24 protein-coding genes are annotated in these 19,182 nt (G+C 73.4%); 11 read left to right on the forward strand and 13 right to left on the reverse strand.

Going from position 1 to position 19,182, the window contains the following annotated elements; all coding sequences use genetic code 11:
* Nucleotides 1-4: 4 nt before the first annotated feature.
* The 8 genes from TOK_RS29770 to TOK_RS29805 form a co-directional block, all read right to left on the reverse strand.
* Complete coding sequence (locus TOK_RS29770) at nucleotides 5-520, reverse strand: ATP-binding protein (RefSeq protein WP_141566618.1); 516 nt, start codon at nucleotides 518-520, stop codon at nucleotides 5-7.
* Nucleotides 521-602: 82 nt separating this feature from the next.
* A complete protein-coding gene (locus TOK_RS29775; protein WP_098961316.1) occupies nucleotides 603-1,412 on the reverse strand; it encodes an ABC transporter permease in 810 nt (269 codons plus the stop codon).
* A complete protein-coding gene (locus tag TOK_RS29780; RefSeq protein WP_098961317.1) occupies nucleotides 1,409-2,368 on the reverse strand; it encodes an ATP-binding cassette domain-containing protein in 960 nt (319 codons plus the stop codon). The genes TOK_RS29775 and TOK_RS29780 overlap by 4 nt, the downstream gene beginning before the upstream one ends.
* A gap of 13 nt (nucleotides 2,369-2,381) precedes the next feature.
* Nucleotides 2,382-3,227 carry a DUF4097 family beta strand repeat-containing protein gene (locus TOK_RS29785; RefSeq protein ID WP_098961318.1) on the reverse strand — a complete coding sequence of 282 codons (846 nt, stop codon included), beginning with the start codon at nucleotides 3,225-3,227 and terminating at the stop codon, nucleotides 2,382-2,384.
* Between the two features lie 4 nt (nucleotides 3,228-3,231).
* Nucleotides 3,232-3,729 carry a hypothetical protein gene (locus TOK_RS29790; protein WP_098961319.1) on the reverse strand — a complete coding sequence of 166 codons (498 nt, stop codon included), beginning with the start codon at nucleotides 3,727-3,729 and terminating at the stop codon, nucleotides 3,232-3,234.
* A gap of 66 nt (nucleotides 3,730-3,795) precedes the next feature.
* Nucleotides 3,796-5,322, reverse strand: coding sequence for an FAD-dependent monooxygenase (locus TOK_RS29795; protein WP_098961320.1), 1,527 nt, complete (start codon nucleotides 5,320-5,322; stop codon nucleotides 3,796-3,798).
* The gene (locus tag TOK_RS29800; protein ID WP_098961321.1) at nucleotides 5,319-5,819 is read right to left on the reverse strand and encodes a DUF1269 domain-containing protein; all 501 of its coding nucleotides are present in this window, start codon (nucleotides 5,817-5,819) and stop codon (nucleotides 5,319-5,321) included. The genes TOK_RS29795 and TOK_RS29800 overlap by 4 nt, the downstream gene beginning before the upstream one ends.
* 91 nt (nucleotides 5,820-5,910) lie before the next feature.
* The gene (locus TOK_RS29805) at nucleotides 5,911-7,275 is read right to left on the reverse strand and encodes an FAD-binding oxidoreductase (RefSeq protein ID WP_172457865.1); all 1,365 of its coding nucleotides are present in this window, start codon (nucleotides 7,273-7,275) and stop codon (nucleotides 5,911-5,913) included.
* A gap of 127 nt (nucleotides 7,276-7,402) precedes the next feature.
* Here TOK_RS29805 and TOK_RS29810 point away from each other — a divergent pair, with 127 nt between their 5' ends.
* From TOK_RS29810 to TOK_RS29820, 4 genes are all read left to right on the forward strand, one after another.
* Nucleotides 7,403-9,124 carry an FUSC family protein gene (locus TOK_RS29810; protein ID WP_172457866.1) on the forward strand — a complete coding sequence of 574 codons (1,722 nt, stop codon included), beginning with the start codon at nucleotides 7,403-7,405 and terminating at the stop codon, nucleotides 9,122-9,124.
* Nucleotides 9,121-9,294, forward strand: coding sequence for a hypothetical protein (locus TOK_RS33090; RefSeq protein WP_172457867.1), 174 nt, complete (start codon nucleotides 9,121-9,123; stop codon nucleotides 9,292-9,294). The genes TOK_RS29810 and TOK_RS33090 overlap by 4 nt, the downstream gene beginning before the upstream one ends.
* Nucleotides 9,295-9,342: 48 nt before the next feature.
* The gene (locus tag TOK_RS29815) at nucleotides 9,343-9,759 is read left to right on the forward strand and encodes a nuclear transport factor 2 family protein (protein WP_098961324.1); all 417 of its coding nucleotides are present in this window, start codon (nucleotides 9,343-9,345) and stop codon (nucleotides 9,757-9,759) included.
* A 146-nt stretch (nucleotides 9,760-9,905) separates the two neighbouring features.
* A complete protein-coding gene (locus TOK_RS29820; protein ID WP_098961325.1) occupies nucleotides 9,906-10,232 on the forward strand; it encodes a hypothetical protein in 327 nt (108 codons plus the stop codon).
* A 71-nt stretch (nucleotides 10,233-10,303) separates the two neighbouring features.
* Here TOK_RS29820 and TOK_RS29825 read toward each other — a convergent pair whose 3' ends face one another.
* Complete coding sequence (locus TOK_RS29825) at nucleotides 10,304-10,837, reverse strand: hypothetical protein (RefSeq protein WP_098961326.1); 534 nt, start codon at nucleotides 10,835-10,837, stop codon at nucleotides 10,304-10,306.
* A gap of 154 nt (nucleotides 10,838-10,991) precedes the next feature.
* Between TOK_RS29825 and TOK_RS34575 the strand changes: the two genes are divergently transcribed.
* The 3 genes from TOK_RS34575 to TOK_RS29840 all read left to right on the forward strand — a co-directional run bounded on the left by TOK_RS34575 (nucleotide 10,992) and on the right by TOK_RS29840 (nucleotide 13,249).
* Nucleotides 10,992-11,471 (forward strand): acyl-CoA thioesterase, encoded by a 480-nt coding sequence (locus TOK_RS34575; protein WP_098961327.1) that lies wholly within the window; start codon nucleotides 10,992-10,994, stop codon nucleotides 11,469-11,471.
* A gap of 68 nt (nucleotides 11,472-11,539) precedes the next feature.
* A complete protein-coding gene (locus TOK_RS29835) occupies nucleotides 11,540-12,058 on the forward strand; it encodes an Ldh family oxidoreductase (protein ID WP_253258738.1) in 519 nt (172 codons plus the stop codon).
* 99 nt (nucleotides 12,059-12,157) lie between these two features.
* The gene (locus tag TOK_RS29840; RefSeq protein ID WP_141566620.1) at nucleotides 12,158-13,249 is read left to right on the forward strand and encodes a lysylphosphatidylglycerol synthase transmembrane domain-containing protein; all 1,092 of its coding nucleotides are present in this window, start codon (nucleotides 12,158-12,160) and stop codon (nucleotides 13,247-13,249) included.
* Nucleotides 13,250-13,334: 85 nt separating this feature from the next.
* On the opposite strand, the gene msrA is transcribed toward TOK_RS29840, so the two are convergent.
* From msrA to TOK_RS29860, 4 genes are all read right to left on the reverse strand, one after another.
* Nucleotides 13,335-13,853 carry a peptide-methionine (S)-S-oxide reductase MsrA gene (gene msrA / locus TOK_RS29845; protein WP_098961330.1) on the reverse strand — a complete coding sequence of 173 codons (519 nt, stop codon included), beginning with the start codon at nucleotides 13,851-13,853 and terminating at the stop codon, nucleotides 13,335-13,337.
* Between the two features lie 228 nt (nucleotides 13,854-14,081).
* Nucleotides 14,082-14,510 (reverse strand): VOC family protein, encoded by a 429-nt coding sequence (locus TOK_RS29850; protein WP_098961331.1) that lies wholly within the window; start codon nucleotides 14,508-14,510, stop codon nucleotides 14,082-14,084.
* A gap of 10 nt (nucleotides 14,511-14,520) precedes the next feature.
* A complete protein-coding gene (locus TOK_RS29855; RefSeq protein WP_098961332.1) occupies nucleotides 14,521-14,985 on the reverse strand; it encodes a helix-turn-helix transcriptional regulator in 465 nt (154 codons plus the stop codon).
* Between the two features lie 169 nt (nucleotides 14,986-15,154).
* Nucleotides 15,155-15,460, reverse strand: coding sequence for a hypothetical protein (locus TOK_RS29860; RefSeq protein WP_098961333.1), 306 nt, complete (start codon nucleotides 15,458-15,460; stop codon nucleotides 15,155-15,157).
* A 374-nt stretch (nucleotides 15,461-15,834) separates the two neighbouring features.
* On the opposite strand from TOK_RS29860, the gene TOK_RS29865 reads away from it, so the two are divergent.
* From TOK_RS29865 to TOK_RS29880, 4 genes are all read left to right on the forward strand, one after another.
* Nucleotides 15,835-16,122: a hypothetical protein gene (locus TOK_RS29865; RefSeq protein WP_098961334.1), complete on the forward strand. Its 288-nt coding sequence runs from the start codon at nucleotides 15,835-15,837 to the stop codon at nucleotides 16,120-16,122.
* 324 nt (nucleotides 16,123-16,446) lie between these two features.
* Nucleotides 16,447-17,514, forward strand: coding sequence for an alpha/beta fold hydrolase (locus TOK_RS29870; protein ID WP_098961335.1), 1,068 nt, complete (start codon nucleotides 16,447-16,449; stop codon nucleotides 17,512-17,514).
* A gap of 104 nt (nucleotides 17,515-17,618) precedes the next feature.
* On the forward strand, nucleotides 17,619-18,104 hold the full coding sequence (locus TOK_RS29875) for an OsmC family protein (RefSeq protein ID WP_253258739.1): 486 nt from the start codon (nucleotides 17,619-17,621) through the stop codon (nucleotides 18,102-18,104).
* A 116-nt stretch (nucleotides 18,105-18,220) separates the two neighbouring features.
* Complete coding sequence (locus TOK_RS29880) at nucleotides 18,221-19,099, forward strand: hypothetical protein (protein ID WP_098961336.1); 879 nt, start codon at nucleotides 18,221-18,223, stop codon at nucleotides 19,097-19,099.
* Nucleotides 19,100-19,182: the final 83 nt, after the last annotated feature.

The raw sequence follows: 19,182 nt of genomic DNA on the forward strand, positions 1-19,182 counted from the left end.
TTGGTCATCGAGGACGAGCAGGACCATCGCCGAGGTCGTCGCGATCAGGGTGGCGCGCATGGAGCTCGGTCTCCGTCGTCAGGTCCGACGAATCCGTCAGGGTCCGACGAACACGCTGTCGGGGTCGAGCCGGCCCTCGACTGGCGCGGCGGGTGTCGACCGAACGGAGTCGTCCGGGCACACCTCGGCTGAGCCTCAGCAGGACCGGGCCCTCGGCGCACAGCTTCTCCGCCGCCTCGACCATCCGGTCGGCCGTGTCGGGCCGCGGCGGGTACGCGGCCTCGATCCCCAGCAGGCCCGAGATCAGCCCGAACGGGCGGCTGCGGCTCAAGTCGTCGGCCTCGGCGCGTTGCACCACCGTGCGGGTGCGGCCCAGCCGTCCCGCGACCATGCCGACGGTCGTCGACTTCCCGATGCCGGGCAGGCCGCTCACCAGCACGGTCCGCGCAGCGTCACCCTGCAGGTGCGCGAGGATCTCCTCGACCGCCGTGGCGTGGCGGCTCGCGGGAACCATGGTCACGGCGTCAGGCTATTGACGACGCGCCCGCCCCGGATGACCCATGCGGATGACGTATGACCGGCGCCACTCACAGGGTGTGCGGTCAGCCCCGCGGGCGCGTCGATGCGCGCTCGTAGAGCCGGCGCGACCACAGGTAGCCCGCACCCGCGATCACGACGCACCAGCCGACCGCCACGAGTCCCGTCGCACCGACCGGGGTCCCCGACAGCAGGGCCCGCAGCGTCTCGATCACCGGGGTGAAAGGTTGGTACTCGGCGAACCAGCGCAGCACCGTCGGCATCGAGTCGGTGGGCACGAAGCCGCTGCTCAGGAGCGGCAGCAGCATCAGGACCATCGGGGTGTTGCTCGCGGTCTCGACGCTCTTGGCCTTCAGCCCCAGCGCCACGGCCAGCCAGATCATCGCCAGCCCGGCGAGCACCAGGAGCCCGATCGCACCGAGCCAGCCGGGGACGCCCGCCTCCGGCCGGAACCCGGCCGCGAGGGCGACGGCGGTGACGGCGACCAGACCGACGAACGTCTGCAGCAGGCTGCCGATCACGTGCCCGGTCAGCACCGACGCGCGGGAGATCGACATCGTCCGGAAGCGGGCGACGATGCCCTCGGTCATGTCCATCGCGATCGAGATCGCCGTGCCCTGCACCGCGCCGGCGATCGTCATCAGCAGGATGCCGGGGACGACGTAGTTGGCGTAGGCCGCGCGGCCGGTCGGGCCGGCCGCCGGGCCGCCGAGGCCGGACCCCAGCGTCCCGCCGAAGACGAACACGAACAGCAGCAGGAACACCACCGGCATCCCGACGAGCATCACCGTCAGCGACGGGTAGCGGAGCATCCGGCGGACGTTGCGGCGCAACATGGTGCGCGAGTCGCGCAGGGGGTGGGTCATGGTCGTCATCGGACGGCCTCCTTCTCGGGCGCACCGGCGCGGCCGGTGAGGGACAGGAACACGTCGTCGAGGTCGGGGCTGTGGACGGTCAGCTCGTCGGGCTGGACCCGGACCGCGTCGAGGCCGTCGAGCACGGCGCGCAGCGAGCCGACGCCGCCGTCGGCCGGGATCTCCAGGGTCAGGGCGTCGTCGTCGCGGCGGGCCCGGCCGAACACGCCGGCCGCCGCGTCGAGGGCACGCGGGTCGGTGAACCGGACGCTGATGTGCCCGCCGGGGATCATCCGCTTCAGTTCGGTGGCGGTCCCCTCGGCGACGATCCGGCCCTGGTCGAGCAACGCGATCCGGTCGGCCAGCTCGTCGGCCTCCTCCAGGTACTGCGTGGTGAGGAAGATCGTGACGCCGCCCGCGGCGAGTCCGCGGATCGCGTCCCACATCATGCGGCGGGTCCGTGGATCGAGGCCGGTGGTCGGTTCGTCGAGGAAGATCACCTGCGGGTCGCCGATCAACGTCATCGCCAGGTCGAGCTTGCGGCGCATCCCGCCGGAGTACGTCGCGGGAGCCCGGCCGGCGGCGTCGACGAGATCGAACCGCTCCAGCAGCTCCGCGGCGCGCCGGCGTCCCTCGACCCGGTCGAGGTGGAGCAGGTCGGCCATCAGCAGCAGGTTCTCCTCCCCGGTCAGCAGGTTGTCGACCGCCGAGAACTGGCCGGTCACGCCGATGGCCCGGCGTGCGGCATCGGGTTCGTCGGCCAGGTCGTGACCGGCGATGCGGACCGTGCCGCCGTCGGCGGGCATTAGCGTCGTGAGGATGTGGACGGACGTCGTCTTGCCGGCCCCGTTCGGTCCGAGCAGGGCGAAGATCGAGCCGGCGGGGACGGCGAGGTCGATGCCGTCGAGCACGAGCTCGGTCCCGAAGGACTTGCGCAGCCCGGTCGCCGCGACGGCATCGGAATGAGTGGCGGACATCGGTTCTCCTCGGTCAGGCGCGGCGGACGACGATGTCGCCGCTGTCGGTGTGGGCGTGGACCTCGACGGTGTCGGTGAAGCCATCGGGGTTGTCGTGGGACGTGAGGGAGTTGCGCACCCGGCCCGACGCGGAGCTCACGTCGAGCCACGCCGCGGTTCCGGCGCGGATGCCGACCTCCAGGACGCCCGACGTCGTGGTCAGGTCGACGACACCGCGGGCGACGTCGTCGATGCGGACGCCGCCGTAGGCGGTGCGGGCGTTGACGCCGCCCTCGGCCCGGGTGATGCGGACGTCGCCGTAGAGGCCGGTGACCTGCAGGTCCCCGCCCGCGTGCTCGATCCGGGTGCCGCCGTAGTCGTTCTTCACCGTCGCCGGTCCGTCGAGCGTCCGGACCTGGATGTCGCCCGCACCCGTCATGATCTCGGCGTCGCCGCGGGCGTGCTCGACGTGGATCTCGCCGTAGGTCGTCTCCAGCCGCAGCGGTCCGGCCTCGTCGACACGGATGTCGCCGTAGCGGGTGGCCAGCCGGCACTCGCCGAGCGGGCCGTCGCAGCGATACTCGCCCATGGCCAGGGTCGCGTCGATGCGGGACCCGGCGGGCAGTTCGATCTCGACGTTCTCGGCCGTGCTGCCACGCAGCCAGTCGAGCGCCCAGCCGAACCGGCGCTGCGGCGCGCCCTTGATCGCGAGCTCGCCGTCGAGGAGGGACACCTGCGTCGTGGTGTCGGCGTCGGGGTCGGCGGGGGAGACGGTGACCCGGGTGTCGGCCCGCGCGCTCGCGACGACCCGCACGTTGCCGTTGGGGAGGTCGATCGTGACCCGGACCGGGCCGGGGGTGTCGAAGACGTGGTCGGTCATCGGGTCACCCCACCCAGCCGGTCAGCCGGCCGCCGTGCGAGCGGCTCCTGCGCTCCGGCGCCGGGTCGAGCGCCGCGGTGGTGGCCCGGACGAGCCAGGCGTTGACCGACGTCCCGTCGCGGCCGGCGGCCTCCTCGATCCGGGTCTTGAGCGTCTCCGGCGGCCGGAAGTTGATCCGGGAGGTGGCGCCATCGGTGGCGTCAGGTTGGCTCACCGGTCGTTCGTCGGGTGCTGCGGCCTCGTGGACGGTGGGTGTGGACGTCGGCGTGGACACGACGAAGTCCGGCTCGCGCCCTCGCAGCCGCAGGTGGACCGAGCCCGGAGCCAGCTCCCGGGTGATCTCGTCGGCGGCGACCGAGAGCGCGTCGAGCAAGGTCAGCCGGGTGGCCGACTCCAGTGCGGGCAGCAGTCGCTCCGCGAGCGCACGCATCTCGTCGCCACCCGCCTCCGCCGCCACCACGAGCTCGCGGCGGAGGCCGTCGACATATCCTCCGAGTTCCATGGCGCCATCATGGCGCCAAGATGGCGCCAATGCAAGTCCCGATGGCTCAGGTCGTCATCGGGACGGTCAGCTCCATGACGGCACCGCGATCCGCAGCGTCCGCGAGAGGTAGTCGCGCAGGACGTCGGGGTGGGCCGAGTCGGCGACGAGGCCGAGGTAGCCGTCGGGACGGATCAGCGCCATGCCGTCGATCGGCCAGCCGTAGGTGCGGGCGAGCACGCCGTCGGCGGCGACGACCGAGCCGAGGTCGCCGAGGGTCTTGCGCAGCTCTGCCTCGTGCTCGGGCCCGTCGACGACCAGCAGGAAGCCGGGTGTCGTCGCCAGCAGGTCCTCGATCGCGACCGGGAGGCCGTCGGGGTCGGGCGCGTGCTCGCCCGCCTTGACCGCGGCGCGGCCGTGGTGCACCGACAGCGTGCTGTCGCGGTAGGCGACCGAGGTCTCGGTCAGCGTGTCGGCGGCGACTCCCGCGAACCGGGACAGATGCCCGACCAGGAAGAACGCCGCGTCGCGCAGGTGCGCCTTCGGCCCGGTCGCGGCGCCGATGTCGGTGAGCGTCGTCGTGCTCTTCACGACCATCGCCCCGACGGGGTGCCGCTCGTCGTGGTAGCTGTCGAGCAGCGCGGCGTCGGCCCGGCCCTGCGCGACGAGTGCGAGCTTCCAGCCGAGGTTCGCGGCGTCCTGGATGCCGGTGTTCATGCCCTGAGCCCCTGCGGGGCTGTGGATGTGCGCGGCGTCGCCGGCGAGCAGGACGCGCCCGAGCCGGTACTGCGGCACCTGCGCGTGGTGGACCTCGAACCAGGTCAGCCAGCGCGGGTTGCTCATCGTGACGTCGCCGCTCATCCGGGTGTCGGCCAGCGCCTGGATCTGCGCCAGCGTCGGGTCGGGGGCGCCGGTGCCGGGGTCGTCGACCATGAACATGATCCGAGCCCGCTTCCCGGCCAACGGGAACAGGATGCCCATGCCGTCGTGGTGGGTGAACATGCGGATCGCGTCGGGGGCCCACGAGGTGTCGACGTCGATGTCGGCCATCGCGAAGTGCTGGCCGCGGAAGCCGCCCTCCAGCTTCACACCGGCGAACGAGCGGACCGAGCTGTGCCCGCCGTCGGCACCGACGACCCAGCCGACGCGAGCCGTCGTCTCGTCCCCGTCACGGGAGGTCAGGGTGACGTCGACACCGTCGCCGTCCTGGGTGAGCGCGGTGAGCCGGACGCCGCGCTCGACGACGATCCCCAGCTCGGTGGCCCGCTCGGCCAGCACGGCCTCGGTGTCGGGCTGCGGGATGTCGAGGATGTACGGGTGGCGGCTCGGGACCCCGCCGATGTCGAGCCGGGCCCGGACCGTGCCGGTCCGGCCGTCGATCATCTCCAGGGCGGGGATGCGCCGGGCGCGCTCCTCCAGCCGGGGCATGACGCCGAGCGCGGCGAGCATCTCCATGCTGCGGGCGTGGATGCTGACGGCACGGGACTCGGTGGTGGGCTCGGCCAGGGCGTCGACGACGCGCACGGCCACGCCGAGGCGGGCGAGCTGGCAGGCGGCGGTCAGCCCGACGGGGCCGGCCCCGACGACCAGGATGCTGTCTGCGGGGGTGTTCATCGGTGTGCTCCCGTGGTCTCGGTGATGTCGTCGGTGGCGAAGGCGCTGTACAACGCCTTGTCCTGGGTGTGGTCGAGGGTGGTGACGAGCAGGTCGGTGTGCAGGCCCGCAAGCGCCTCGCGGACATCATCGAGTACGGCGCCGCCGCTGAGGAGGAACAGCGCGGAGGTCCCCGCGGCGATTCGGTCGCGGAGCTGGGCGAGGAGCTCGTCGGACAGGCCCACGCGGGCGAGCCCGGTGGCGCCGTCCGGGGTGCCGGCCAGCGGCAGCAGGAACACCAGCCCGAACAGCAGACCCCAGAAGGCGCCGGACAACGCGGCAGTGCCCATGGCCGTCCCCGCCTGGTAGGTCCGCGGCCGGCGGACGTCGGCCGGCCAGACGACGACGGCGGCGTCGTCGATCACGAGACGGCGCCGGTTCTGCAGCCGTTCCAGGGTCCGCAGCGCGACCTCGGCACCCGCGGGGGTGTCGAAGGTCCAGATGCTCACGGTGGTCATGTCGGCAGCTCCGGTCCGGCTGGAGGTGGTGTCCGGTGTCCGTGTGTCGACGACGGTGCCCGGCGGTGCTCCGATCCGTCTCCAACGGGCGTCATGCCGACACCCCGGCGAGGGCGGGTGCGGCGATCGCGACGCCGGGCCGGAACAGGCCCTGCGGGTCGACGGCGGCCTTGACCTGCTGCAACCGGGCGAGGGTTGCCGGCTCGAACACCGCGCGGGGATCGATGGGACCGCCGTCGGGGCGGGAGGTGAAGTTGAACAGGGACCGGCCCCCGCTCCACGGCAGCAGCCGCTGGTGGAAGGCGGTCTGCAGCCGGGCGGCGTCGGCGAAGGCAGGGCCGGGGTAGGCGGAGGTGAAGACGTTGAACGCGGCGTCGCGGTGCCCGACGCAGTCCTGGACGGCTGCCGGGCGGGCCAGCGCGCCGCCGAGGTGGCGCAGCTCCAGCATGTGCGGGGTGGCCGGGCCGATGTCACCGAGCAGGACCTCGATCGCGGCGTCGTCCCAGGCCGGAAGGACCGTACCGCCGGAGCTGACGGGCTGCGGCCGGGCCGGGTCGCCGTGGATCGTGCCGAACTCGAGGACCGGCAGCGGCCGCACCGAGTCGAGGATCGGCGTCGCCACCGCGCGCAGCGGCGCGATCAGCCGCTCGGCCTCGGCCGGGGCACCGACGAAGGTGACCCGCAGGTGGGCGACGTACCGGCCGCGCAGCGGGGCGGGCACCACGTCCAGGTCAGGGAAGGTCACGAAGGCCACCGACAGGCTGAGCGCGTCGGGTGCCGACGCCGTGACCCGGCCGAACGTGGCCAGCAGCTCGGGGGCGCACTCGCCCGGCTGGAAGAGTCCGCCGCCGTACATCGCGTCGCCGGGAACGAGGTCGAACTCCAGCTCCGTCGCGATGCCGAGGTTGCCGCCACCACCGCGGACCGCGGCGAACAGCTCCGGGTCCGAGTCGGCGGTGACGTCGCGGACCTCGCCGTCGGCGGTGACGAGCCGGACCCGGCGCACCATGTCCGCCGCCCAGCCGTGCAGGCGGCCGAGCGGGCTCAGTCCCCCACCCATCGTGTAGGACGCGACGCCGACGTCGGGCGACGACCCGCACAACGGGATCAGCCCCGACGGGGCGCACGCGGCCAGGACCGGCGTCCACGTCGCGCCGCCGCCGACGACCGCGGTGCGGCCCGTCGGGTCCACGGTGACCCACGACAGCGCCCGGGTGTCGACGAGCACGCCGCCGTCGGCGCCACGGACCGGGCCGTGGCCCGTCGTCCGGACGCCGAGGGGCATGCCCCGCTCCGCGGCGAACCGCACCGCGGCGGCGACGTCGGCCTCGTCGCGGGCGGAGACCGCAAGCTCCGGGGCCGGGATCGCCGAGAGGTCGAAGCCGGCGCGGGCCGCCTCGTAACCCGGGGTTCCGGGTTCGAAGGTGGTGGGGATGCTGTCGATGGTCGTGGACATGGCCGGCTCTCCTGCCGATTCGTGGGGCCGCTCACCGGCCCGACGACACGACCATCCGCGCGGCCCCTTCAACACCGCTTCAATCCGGCTCCACCCGTGTTGGAGACGGGGCTGCCACGATCGCTGCGTGGCCGACACAGGTGTGACGACGAGCCGGGGAGCCGCCCTGCGGGCAGCGCTGACGCCGCTTCCCGGGCACTGGGCGGTCGGTCCCGGGCTGCGGGCCGCACTCGCCGCCGCCCTCGTGCTCGGCGGGTCCGCGCTGCTCGCCGACCTGAGCGTCGGCGGCATCGCCTACCTCGGTGTCGCCTGCGCGGTGAGCTTCGTCGGCCGCGGCGACTACCGCGCCCGTGCCGTGCGGGTCGCCGCCGAGACCCTGGGCGCCGCCGCGGGCATGACCGTCGGGATGCTCGTCCCCGACACGACGCCGTGGGTGCTCGCCGCGGCTGTCGTCGTCGGTGTGGTGGCCGGGATGGTCGGGTGCATCGGGCCGGCGTCGACCGGCGCTGCCGTGATGGCGGTGATCGGCGTGGCCTACACGCAGTTCGGGCGGCTGCCGATGCCCTGGTGGGTGCCGGTGGCGGCCTACGTCGTCGGCAGCGCGGTGCTGCTCGCGCTCAGCCTCGCGGGCGGGCTGCGCGACCGGGACCGGCACCGGCGCGCGGCGGTCGCGGCCGTCCTCGACGCCGCGGCCGAACTCCTCGACGGGCTGCGCGGCCCCGGTGCCGACGCCGCGCGGCACCGGCTCGCGCTCGCCTCCGCCGACGCCCGCGCGGCCGTCGCCGGCTACCGGGGCGACGTCGTGGCCGACCGGCTCGGTGGTGCCTGGTCCGAGGCCCGCGACGCCGCCACCCTTGCCGCGCGGATCGCCGTCGCACCCGGCCCTTCCGACGACCCCGAGGAGCTCGCGCGGGCCTGGCGGACCCGGGCCCGTCGGATTCGGTCGGGGAACGCGGGCGGGCGGGCGGACGCGCCGCCGGTCCCCACCCGTGCCGCCCGGATCCGAGCCGCGGCCCGCGCCGCCACCACCCCCGACGCCTTGCGGACCGGCGTGCGGATCGGGCTGTGCGTCGGCGTCGCGACGGTCCTCGCGCTCGCCCTGCACCCGCCGCAGCACGCCTTCTGGATCGCGCTGACCGTCGCCGTCGTCCTGCGCCCCGAGTACGGCGCCGTCCTCGTCCGGTCGGTGCACCGGCTGGTCGGCACGGTCGTCGGTGTCGTCGCGGTCGCCGTCCTGCTCGCCGTGACGACGTCCCCGCTGTGGCTGTGCGTCGCCGCCGCGCTCGCCCTCGGGCTGGCGGGGTTCGCGGGCCCACGCCTCTACGGGCTCGCCGTTGTCGGCATCACCGGTTCCGCGCTGTTCAGCATCGCTGTCGGCGACCCACCCGGCGTCGAGCCCTGGGCCCGGCTGCTCGACACCGTCCTCGGCTGCGCGGTCGCGCTCGTCGCTGGCGTGCTGCTGTGGCCGCGGCGCGGGGTCCCCGACCAGCCGCGGACGTTCGCCGCCGCCCTCGAGACCCTTGCCCGGTGGATCGCGCTCCCGCCCGACGCCGACCCGGCGCTCGCCACCGACGACGCCTACCGGGCCGCCCACGGCTGGCGCGCCCAGCTCGAACGCGACCTCGCCGAACCCGACCCCGCCCGCACCGCCGCGGCCTGGCTGCCCGTGGCGCTGCAGCTCGAACACGTCGTCGACCTCGTCGGCGCCGCCGGGCCCCGGACACCCGACGCCCGGGCCGAACTGCTGGACCTGTTGCACGCCGACACCCCGACGTCGGCAGGGGAGGCATCCGTCCTGCTCACCGCCGTCGGCGAGAGGATGCGAGAAGATCCGCAGTCCGGGCGATGAGTTCTCCCCGCGCCCGGCTCGACGAGCTGAAGCTGCTCGTGCACCCAGTCGTCGTGGGCAAGGGGCAACGCGTGTTCGCCGACGGCGAGTCGTTCCCGCTGCCGCTGGCGTCGTCGACGCAGCTCGCCAACGGCACCATGCACGTCGTCTCCACCCCCGAGACCCGCTGACCGCCGGCGTTGGAGCCCGGTTGAAGGCGGCCCGCGCACACTCCGGTCATGAGCAGCGACGACACGACAGCAGCGACCCGGGCCTTCCTCACCGACTGGTTCGATCGGCTCGCGGCGAGCGGGTTCTCCGGTGAAGTGTTCCTCGGCGCACTCTCCGAGGACCTCGTCTGGACCGCCACCGGGGAGTCCCCGGTCTCCGGGACCTTCCGCGGCAAGCAGGCCTACGCCGACGGCATCTGGCGCAAGCTCGACGACCGCCTCGAACGCTGGCCCCGCGCGAGCGTGCTGCGGATGATCGTCGACGGGGAGTGGGCCACCGTCGAGTTCGACGGCGTCGACGGCCTGGGGCGCAACGGCCTCGACTACTCGATGCGCTACTGCTGGCTGCTGCGCGTCGTCGGTGGCGAGATCGTCGAGGTCGTCGGCTACTACGACCAGGTCAAGGTGGCGGCCCTCTTCGCCTGACCGGTGTCCCGGTGCGCCGCCGATCGGGGGACCCCGCTGTGGTCCCTCGTGTCGGCCGGTCGACCGATCCTGGGCCGTCCCCGATCAGGAGATCGTTCTCGCATGCCCGGAAACGCCGGGCGACACGGAGAGAACGGAGCAGGACAATGCGAAAGACACTGGTCACCGGGGGTGTCGTGGCGATTCTGGCCGTGGGCGCGATCGCGACGGCGAGTGCCGCGTCGGCGGCGGAGACGGCGGGCCCGAACGGGGTCGTCACCCACGCGACGACGTCCTACTCGAGCCCGTCCAACCAGAGCGCCCCGGTCTCGTCGCTCCCGAAGGACACGGCGCTGCAGGTGCAGTGCGTCGTCGAGGGACAGACGCCGGCCGGCAGCAGCAACTTCTACTGGTTCCGCATCAGCGACCCGAACGGCTCGTCGTTCGTGCACCGTGACTCGGTCACGGTCGCGCCCGACCTGCGGCACTGCTGACCGCCGGGGTGTTCGCCGGGACCGTCCGCCGACCCGGCCTGTCGCCGGGAACGGATCCGGCGGCGGCCGGGTCAGCGGCCGTTCGGGTCCCCGATGGAGCACAGCGGGCAGCGGCGCCCGGGGTCGGCGGACAGGTCGGGCAGGCCGGGTGTCGTCGGTTGACCGCAGATGGTCCGGCGCGCCTGGCCCGAGATCACCCGGTGCAGCGTGGCATCGGGCTCCGCCCGGACCCACCGCTGCCCGTGGGGCTCCGCGGGCGGCCGTGGCGTCGACGCGCGCCGCGTGGTCCGCGCGGGAGTGGCGGCAGGGGCGGGCCGGGCAGGGGCCGGGGTGGGGTCGACCGGCGTCCGCTGCAGCCGCGCGACGCGGCGGGCCAGCTTGTCGGCGTCGTCGGCGACGCGTCGCCAGCGCGCTTCCGTCCCGGTCGGGTTCTCGCGCCTGGCGGTGCGATGGAGCGCCTCGATCCGGTCCGAGATGCCCGTCAGGTCCGTGCCCTCGTCGGGCTCCGGTCCGAGACCGCGGACCTCGCTCGTCAAGGCGTCCAAGGACTTCATCGCAGCGTCGAGCTCGTTGAGGGGTGGGCGATCGCGGTGTCCCGTGTCCACGTCGGCGAAGTCTATGCCGGGTCCTCGTCCGGCCGGCCCCCGGAGCGTCGCCGCCGGCAGTGCCCTCCCCTGACCCGGACGACCAGACGGAGCCGCTGACGCCCGCGCGCGTTCGGCGTCCTAGGGTCGTCACGGTACGAACGACTGGAGTGGCATGCCCGAGACCCTGGCCGAGACCCACGTCGACGAGGGCCGTCACCGGCTGTCGATGACCGTCCTGATGACTCCGGACATGTCGAACTTCTCCGGGCACGTCCACGGTGGGCAGATCCTGAAGCTGCTCGACCAGGTCGCGTTCACCTGCGCGAGCCGCTTCGCACAGACCTACGTCGTCACGCTGTCGGTGGACCGCGTCGTGTTCCGGGAGCCGATCGACATCGGCGAGCTGGTCACCTTCCAGGCGTCGGTCAACTACACCGGCCGCTCGTCGATGGAGGTCGGTATCCGGGTCACGACCGAGGACATCCGGCGCAACCTGGTGCGGCACACCAACAGCTGCTACTTCACGATGGTTGCGGTCGGCGACGACGGCACGCCTGTCCCCGTCCGCCCACACGTCCCCCGTACCGACGACGAGAAGCGTCGCTGGGCGGAGGCCGCACGGCGCCGCGAGATCAGCCGCGCGGAGTCGTAGACGTCCGGCCGCCTGCGGCCCCGTGCCACGGCGCCGCCACTCACAGGGGCGTCGGCCCGCACCGAGGTGTGCACGCGCTGCCAGGATTCGCGACGTCGTCGGTCGCGGAGGGCGAGGTGCGGGTGGCGTCGTTCGGCGGGAAGCCGTTGCCCGCGGACGCGCTGGTCACCGGAGACGGGACGTACACGGGTGATCCGCACGCCGTCTACGGCGGGTACGGGCCGTACGAGGCGCGCTCGCCCACGCGCGGGACAGGTGCGATCCGCGCGTTCGGCGAGCACAAGGGCTCGGGGCCGGCACTGATGCGCGAGCTGCTGGGTGGTGCGCTGACCGGCGGCGGCTGCTCCGGCCCGGTCACCGAGGAGGGTCGCGGATGCTCGATCCACCTCTCGCCCGCCCACTCCGGCACGCGGGCCGAGTTCGAGAGCGCCGGCTGCGCCTACCTGGACTGGGTGCTGTCGGCGCGGCCCGTCGACGGCGACGGCCCCGTCCTCGCGCCCGGCGACGCCGAGGCCCGCACCCGCGCGGTGCGGCTGACCGAAGGTGTGTTCGCGATCGTGCTGCTGGTCCGCGCCCGGCGGGGGTGAGCGCCGACGTCGGCGGAGTGGGCCGCGGAACATGTGCTTGCGTACGACCGGCGACGGGACGACGGTGGACGCAACGCCACGACGACCGGTGAGGACGCGATGACCGCAGCCACCCGCCCGCGGTCGGCGCTGCACACCCTCGCGACGCACGGCGGGTCGATCGCGCACTGGGCGCTCGTGCTCGCCGCGCTCGGCTACCTCGCCTGGCAGTCGCCCGACCTGGTCCGCGCCGCCGTCGCGGCGCGGGACCCCCTGGCCGACCTGAGCTGGACCTGGACCGGCGTCTGCGCGCTCCTCGCCGTTGCCGCGCTCGCCCTCTACGGGGAGCTGCACAGGCGGCTGCTCGTCGTCGCCGACGCCTCTGTCGGCGTCGGGCAGATGCAGGCCATCACGTTCGCGGAGAACGCGATCTCCAACACCGTGCCCGTCGTCGGCGGCGCCGGATCGATGGCCTACTCGATCGCCCGGCTGCGCCGCCGGGGCGTCGACGCGACGCTCGCGTCCTGGTCGGTGGTTCTGCCCGGCGCGCTGTCGACGATCGTGCTGATCGTCGTCGCCATGGTGGTCGCGGGCATCGCCGGCTGGCTCCCGCCCTGGTCGGCGGTGGTGCTCGCCATGGTCGTCGCGCTCGGGTCGGCCGGGCTGTGGGCGGTGCTCACCCGCCCGGCCGTGCTGCGCCGCGCGCTGACCGGGCTGCTGCACGTCGGACGCCGGCTGCCGTGGCTGTGCCGCCACTGCCGGGGAGTCTGGGCGCTCGACCCCGACGCCGTCTCCGACCGGCTCGCCGCCCGCATCGGCCTGCTCCGGCCCACCGCGCCGCAGTGGCTCGTCCTCATCTGTCTCGCCACCGTCAGCTGGGGACTCGACTACCTGGCGCTCGCGGCGGCGGCGGCGGCCGTCGGCATCCCCGTGCTGTGGGTGCCGCTCGCGCTCGGCTTCCTGGCGGTGCAGGCCAGCATCGCGCTGCAGATCCTGCCCGGTGGGGCCGGGCTCGCCGAGGTCGGCCTGCTCGGCGCCCTCGTCGCGGCCGGGGTGGGCGCCGGTCCCGCGGCCGCGACCGTCCTCGTCTACCGGCTGATCACGTGGCTCGGGCTGTCGGTGATCGGCTGGGTCGTCTACGCCGTGCAGATCCACGCCGGCCCGCGGCACCGCCACCGCCACGCCGCCGAGCTGGCAGCGCACCCGGCCTGACGCTCACCGTCGTCGGGGCGGGCGACCGGGGACACGACGACGGTCCGCCCCGCGGGAGCAGGACGGGCCGTCGACAGGAACCGGGTCAGGCAGTGGTGCTCGCGTCACGACGCGGGAGCACCCAGTCGGGCCTCGGGAAGTGGCAGGTGTAGCCGTTGGGGATGCGCTCCAGGTAGTCCTGGTGCTCGGGCTCGGCCTCCCAGAACGGGCCGGCCGGCTCCACCTCGGTGACGACCTTGCCCGGCCACAGTCCCGACGCCTCGACGTCGGCGATCGTGTCCTGCGCGACGTCACGCTGCTCGTCGTTCACGTAGTAGACCGCCGACCGGTACGACATACCGATGTCGTTGCCCTGCCGGTTCTTCGTGGTCGGGTCGTGGATCTGGAAGAAGAACTCGAGAACCTCGCGGTAGCTGGTCTCGGCCGGGTCGAACACGATCTCGATCGCCTCGGCGTGCGTGCCGTGGTTGCGGTAGGTGGCATTCGTGACGTCGCCGCCGGTGTACCCGACCCGCGTCGTGACCACTCCGGGGCGCTTGCGGATCAGGTCCTGCATCCCCCAGAAGCACCCTCCGGCGAGGATCGCCTTCTCGGTCTGGCTCATGTCCGGGTTCCTTCCGTCGTGGGCCTGCCAGTCGGTTCAACACGCGAGCGGGGGTCACCCATCCCGTGGAATCGTCGAGCCTGGCGTGGTGAGGTCCACATTACGATGCCGCGACGGGTGTCGCGGAGAACAAGGACGTGGTCCGGGTGTTCGACGTGACGCCGGTTGACATGGGGACATGAGCGTCACCGATGACGCCCATGTCCCGCGCACACCGATCGTGCGAGGTCAGGAGAAGTCGCCGGGGGTGAACTCGCGGGGCTCCACCAGGACCATCCAGTTGCCGGAGTTGTCGCGGGCGACGGCCTCGATGCCGTACGGCCGCTCCTCCGGCGGGTTGATGAACTCGACACCCTTGGACACCAGGTCCTCGTAGGTCTTGCGGCAGTCGTCGACGTTCATGCCGAGGCCGTTCATTCCGCCGCCGTCCTGCGACCGCTTGATCGCCTCGACCATCTCCGGGGAGAACGGTGGGCCCGGCACCGTCAGGTGGACCTGCAGTTCCGGCTGGTTCGGGTGCTTCACCGTGCACCACCGGTAGCCGTCGCCGATCGTGACGTCGGTGTGCTCCTCGAAGCCGAGGACGTCGATGTAGAAGGCCTTGGACTCGTCGACGTTCTTCACGAAGACGCTGGTGATCGAGATGTTGGTGATCATGCGGCCAAGGCTATGAGCCCGCGGGGTCGGCGGGCTTCTCCTGGATTGCGGAGTCGCCCGGTTTCTTCTCCGCGAGGCCCCACATGAACACCCAGCAGCCCGGGATGTGCGGCGCACCCGTCTCGGCCCAGCGGCGCTGGAAGTCCTTCGGCGTCTCCCCGACGATCTCCCGGAACCGGGTGCTGAACGACCCGAGGCTGGAGAACCCGACCGCATGGCACACCTCGGTGACGGTGAGGTTGGTGGCACGCAACAGGTCCTGCGCCCGCTCGACCCGTCGTTGCGACAGGTGCGCGGAGGGTGAGAGGCCGTAGGCGGCGGTGAAGAGCCGTTGGAAGTGGAACTTGGAGATCCCCGCGACGGCTGCGACCGCGCCGAGGTCGAGCTGCTCGGTGTAGTGCCTGTCGATGTGGTCGCGGGCCCGGCGCAGGTGCACGAGGACGTCCCCGGGTACCCGGACCTGCGGGCTGCTCACGACGCCGGAGTCTGCCCCTCCGCCGAGTCGGACACCAGGGCTGGATCGGGGGACGAGAACCGCCCTCGTGTCGAGCTCGGCGCCGGGTCGCCCTCGGCGATGTCCGGACACGGAACGGCGCCCGCATCTTCCCCCGAGGATGCGGGCGCCGTCCGGTGTCGGCCGAACGTCAGCCGACGGGCTGCTCCGAGTCGGAAGGTTGCTCCGAGTCGGCGGGCTGGGTGGCGTGGGCCGGCGCGGCGGCGGGCTGCGCGTCGGTGGGCTGGGCTGCGGTGGGCTGGGTTGCGGCGGCGGCCAGCGCGGCGCAGTCGACCGGCGCAGAGCTGCTGTAATGCCCCCACGTCGCGGTCGCCACGCCGTTCTCGCAGGTCCACGAGCCCTGCACGGGCGCTGCCTGCGCGGTGCCGGCGGTGAGGGTCGCGACGGCCGCGGCGGCGAGGGCCGAGACGGCGAGGGCACGACGGATGAGCGGCACGGGAAGTCCTCCTGGATGACGAGAAGTCGATCACCTGGGACGCTAGCGGTGCGTACGGTTCGTTCGGGGCCGTTCGGATCAGGTACCCCCGGCCGTGCGCCAGGGATCACCCGGAACCGGTGGGGATGCACGGAGTGTCACCCGGGCCGATACGGTGCGGCGGTGGAGCGGTTCATCGCCTGGTGCGCGTTCTTCGGGGGATGACTGCTGGTCGCCGGCCCGATCTCCCAGGCCGCGCTGGAGCTGCGGGACGAGAACGCGCAGACCGACGCGATCGAGGCGCGGAGCAACTCGCCGGCGCAGCAAGCTCGCCGGCGCAGCAGACGAAGAGGCGGCGCTCGACGGAGCGGCGCCCGACCCGAGGAGGACGACACATGCCCGGACGTGACGGCTCGATCCTGTCGGTCGGCAGCAGCGGCTCGATCCTGTCCATCGGCAGCAGCGGGTCGATCCTGTCGATCGGCTCGACGGGGTCGATCCTCTCGATCGGGTCGGCGGGCTCGTTCCTGTCGGTCCTGTCGGTGGCGTCGTTCATGAGCGTCGCGTCGATCCTGAGCGGGCTCTCGGACCGCTCCCTGTTGTCGTGGCGCTCGCGCCGCGCCGTCCTGTCGGCCGACGGCGAGCGGCGCGTGATCCCGATCAGGCGGTCGCGTACGGCGTGATCTGCCGGCCGTGGACGTCGGTGTCGCACACCGACGCGACGTCGACGGCGAGGGTCAGCGCACCGGGCTCGGGAACCGGGTACCGGGTACCCGACGATCTCCATCGGTGCGTTGTGCTCGCGCACCACCTGCAAGGCCTGGCTCGCCCATCGTCGCTCCTCCTCGTCGAGGAACCGTCAGGTGCCGGTGTACCCGGCGCGCGGCGGTCCGCGAACCCGCGCGCCCCCTCCTGCCCATCCGCGGAGCGCACGATGCCGCCGGTGACGAGGCGGCCTGCCCGCACGAAGGGTCGTCCGAGCGCCGCGGGGCCGGTAGCGTCGGACGGTGCCCACCGGACCGCCGCCGCAACAGGTGCGGTTCTGCCGGTCCGCCGACGGCGTCAAGATCGCCCACGCCCGCTACGGCGAGGGCCCGCCGCTGGTCATCAACTCGTGCTGGCTCTCGCACCTGCAGTACGACTGGCAGAGCCCGGTGTGGCGGCACTTCGTCGAGGACCTCGGACGCTCGACGACCACCCTGCGCTACGACGAGCGCGGCTTCGGCCTGTCGGACTGGGACGTCTCCGACTTCTCGTTCGAGGCCCGCATCGCCGACCTGGAGGCCGTCGTCGACGACGCCGGGTTCGACCGGTTCACGTTGCTGGGCATGGCGCAGGGCGGTCCCGTCGCGATCGCCTACGCCGCCCGCCATCCCGGCCGCGTCGACCGGCTGATCCTGTCGAGCTGCAGCCCCGCGACGATCGTCGACGATCAGGACGCCGAGATGGAGGAGGCGTTCGTCCACATGATCCGGGTCGGCTGGGCGCGCCCGGAGAGTGAGTTCCGCCGCGTCTTCACCAGCCTGATGATCCCCGGCGCGACGCCCGAGCAGATGACCTGGCTCGACGACCTGCTCAAGATGTCCACCTCCGCCGCCAACTGCATCGCGGCGCGCCGTGGCCGCTACGGCGTCGACGTCCGCCCGCTGCTGCCCGGCCTCGACGTACCGACGCTGGTGATCCAGTCCCGCGGCGACCGGATGACCGACTTCGACGACGCCCGCGAGCTCGCCGCGGGCATCCCCGGTGCCCGGCTCGTCGCGCTGGAGAGCGAGAACCACATCCTGCTCGCCGACGAGCCCGCCTGGCCGGTGTTCCTGCGCGAGGTCACGGGCTTCGTCGCCCCCGATGCGGCGCGGCCCGACGTGACCCAGGCGGTCCGGACGCTGACCGACCGCGAGCGCGACGTCCTGCGCCTCGCCGCGGCGGGCCACGACAACGACGCCATCGCCGCTGCGCTGACCCTGAGCCCGCGCACGGTCGAGCGGCACCTGCAGAACGCCTACGCGAAGCTCGGGGTCTCGGGCCGCTCGGCTCGGGCCGCGGCCGTCGCCGCCCTGCTCGCCGCGCGCTGACTACGCGTACGCGCAGCCGCTCGACCCCGGAGTTGGGTGCTGACGCGGATTCCCCCGGCCCGCGGCGCTCATAGCGTCGACGGCATCCGAAGAACACAGGGGGAATGAAGATGTCCGTCATCACCGAGTCCGTCGAGAAGTTCAGCGCCGACCCCGGCACCGGCCGCATCACGCCCGCCGTCACCGCCACGGCGGCCAACGGCCACACCCGGCTCTCGACCGGCCCGTTCAACTTCGAGTGCGACCTGCCGCCCGCGGTCGGCGGGGGCGGCACCGCGCCCAGCCCGACGGCCTACCTGCTCGGCGCCCTCGCGGGGTGTGCTGTCTCCTTCATCTCCTCTACGCTCGCGCCGCAGTTCGACGTCGAGCTCACCGAGCTGTCCGCGACGGCCCGTTGCGAGAGCAGCCTGGCTGCGCTGCTGGGGATCGACGGCGCCGCGCCCGACCTGACCGGCCTGACGATCGAGATCACGATCGACTCGCCGAGCCCCGCCGACCGGGTCGACGCGATGCGCCGGGCCTGGACCGAGCGCTGCCCGGTGTACCTGTCGCTGGTCCGCCCGATGTCCGTCGACGTCGTCTTCAGCTGAGCCGCGAGTCCCGGGGGTTCTCCCCCGGGGTGCGGGGGGCTGCCCGATCGATCCGCCGTCGTGGGCCCGCCAGGGTGGAGCGAACACGACCACAGCGACGAAACGGACGGTGCCCGATGCTGCACGCCGACCCGGAGACCGACCCCGGGACCGACCCGGCCGAGCTCCACATCCTCGTGCGCCGGCACGGCACCGGCGGTCTCCCGTCCGAGCTGCTCACCCGGCTCGCCGCCGACCGCGACGCCACCCGCGACCCGTTCCTCGTCGACTACCTCGACGGTGTCCTCACCGGATCCGGGGCCTTCCTCGGGCTGCCGCTGCTGGAGCGGGTCCGGGCCGCCGCCGCGCTCTCCGCCGAGGAGATGGCCACCCTGCTCGTCGCCGATGTCGTCGCCCACGAACGCGCCGTCGACGCAGCCGACCCGGCCCGGCACCGTCGCCGGGTCCGGCACGCGCTGCGGTTCGTCGCCGTCATGACGCGGACCCCGCTCGCCGAGGTCGATCTCCCCGCCTTCCCGGGGGGCCCGGCCGAGCCGTGGTTCGCCCGGACCGCGCACCCCGTCACCGGGGAGCACGACGACGTCGTGCTCGTCCGGATCCTGCAGGCCCGGGAGATGCTCTTCACCGTCCTCGCCGACGACGTGCGTTCAGCGACGCTGGCCGTCCGCGACGGCCGCACCGCCGAGGCGCAGGAGCTGGTCGCGCACGCCGCGACGATGCTCGACCGCGCCACGATGCTGTCCCGGGTCATCGCGATCCCGCTGGCCGGCGACGTCCGGTCGGAACGCTACGAGCGGTTCGCCGCGGCCTGCGGGCCACTGGGGAAGCGGCTGCGCGAGGCCCGGCCGGACACCCTCGCTGGGGCCGTCGCCGCCGACCAGGGCTCCGACCTCGTCGCCGCGCTCGACCGTCTCGACGAAGCCCGCCGACGCTGGTCGGGCCGGCTCACCGCCGACGCCGCCCGCGGCCCGGTCCGGGTCGCCGACGCGGCCTGAGCGGTGCGCTCCGGCGACCGGGTCCGGTAGGGACGGACCGTCGCCGCCGACCGGCTCGCGGAACCGAGTGGCATGACCGTGCC

The organism is Pseudonocardia sp. N23, from assembly GCF_002583555.1.
Lineage (GTDB): Bacteria > Actinomycetota > Actinomycetes > Mycobacteriales > Pseudonocardiaceae > Pseudonocardia.

Excerpts from the sequence above, each read along its gene's own strand:
- msrA (WP_098961330.1), bottom strand. The coding sequence starts at position 13,853 with ATGAGCCAGACCGAGAAGGCGATCCTCGCCGGAGGGTGCTTCTGGGGG.
- TOK_RS29820 (WP_098961325.1), top strand. The coding sequence starts at position 9,906 with ATGCGAAAGACACTGGTCACCGGGGGTGTCGTGGCGATTCTGGCCGTG.
- TOK_RS29865 (WP_098961334.1), top strand. The coding sequence starts at position 15,835 with ATGCCCGGACGTGACGGCTCGATCCTGTCGGTCGGCAGCAGCGGCTCG.
- TOK_RS29805 (WP_172457865.1), bottom strand. The coding sequence starts at position 7,275 with ATGTCCACGACCATCGACAGCATCCCCACCACCTTCGAACCCGGAACC.
- TOK_RS29850 (WP_098961331.1), bottom strand. The coding sequence starts at position 14,510 with ATGATCACCAACATCTCGATCACCAGCGTCTTCGTGAAGAACGTCGAC.
- TOK_RS29785 (WP_098961318.1), bottom strand. The coding sequence starts at position 3,227 with ATGACCGACCACGTCTTCGACACCCCCGGCCCGGTCCGGGTCACGATC.
- TOK_RS29840 (WP_141566620.1), top strand. The coding sequence starts at position 12,158 with ATGACCGCAGCCACCCGCCCGCGGTCGGCGCTGCACACCCTCGCGACG.
- TOK_RS29880 (WP_098961336.1), top strand. The coding sequence starts at position 18,221 with ATGCTGCACGCCGACCCGGAGACCGACCCCGGGACCGACCCGGCCGAG.
- TOK_RS29775 (WP_098961316.1), bottom strand. The coding sequence starts at position 1,412 with ATGACGACCATGACCCACCCCCTGCGCGACTCGCGCACCATGTTGCGC.
- TOK_RS29780 (WP_098961317.1), bottom strand. The coding sequence starts at position 2,368 with ATGTCCGCCACTCATTCCGATGCCGTCGCGGCGACCGGGCTGCGCAAG.
- TOK_RS29800 (WP_098961321.1), bottom strand. The coding sequence starts at position 5,819 with ATGACCACCGTGAGCATCTGGACCTTCGACACCCCCGCGGGTGCCGAG.
- TOK_RS29790 (WP_098961319.1), bottom strand. The coding sequence starts at position 3,729 with ATGGAACTCGGAGGATATGTCGACGGCCTCCGCCGCGAGCTCGTGGTG.
- TOK_RS29795 (WP_098961320.1), bottom strand. The coding sequence starts at position 5,322 with ATGAACACCCCCGCAGACAGCATCCTGGTCGTCGGGGCCGGCCCCGTC.
- TOK_RS34575 (WP_098961327.1), top strand. The coding sequence starts at position 10,992 with ATGCCCGAGACCCTGGCCGAGACCCACGTCGACGAGGGCCGTCACCGG.
- TOK_RS29815 (WP_098961324.1), top strand. The coding sequence starts at position 9,343 with ATGAGCAGCGACGACACGACAGCAGCGACCCGGGCCTTCCTCACCGAC.
- TOK_RS33090 (WP_172457867.1), top strand. The coding sequence starts at position 9,121 with ATGAGTTCTCCCCGCGCCCGGCTCGACGAGCTGAAGCTGCTCGTGCAC.
- TOK_RS29875 (WP_253258739.1), top strand. The coding sequence starts at position 17,619 with ATGAAGATGTCCGTCATCACCGAGTCCGTCGAGAAGTTCAGCGCCGAC.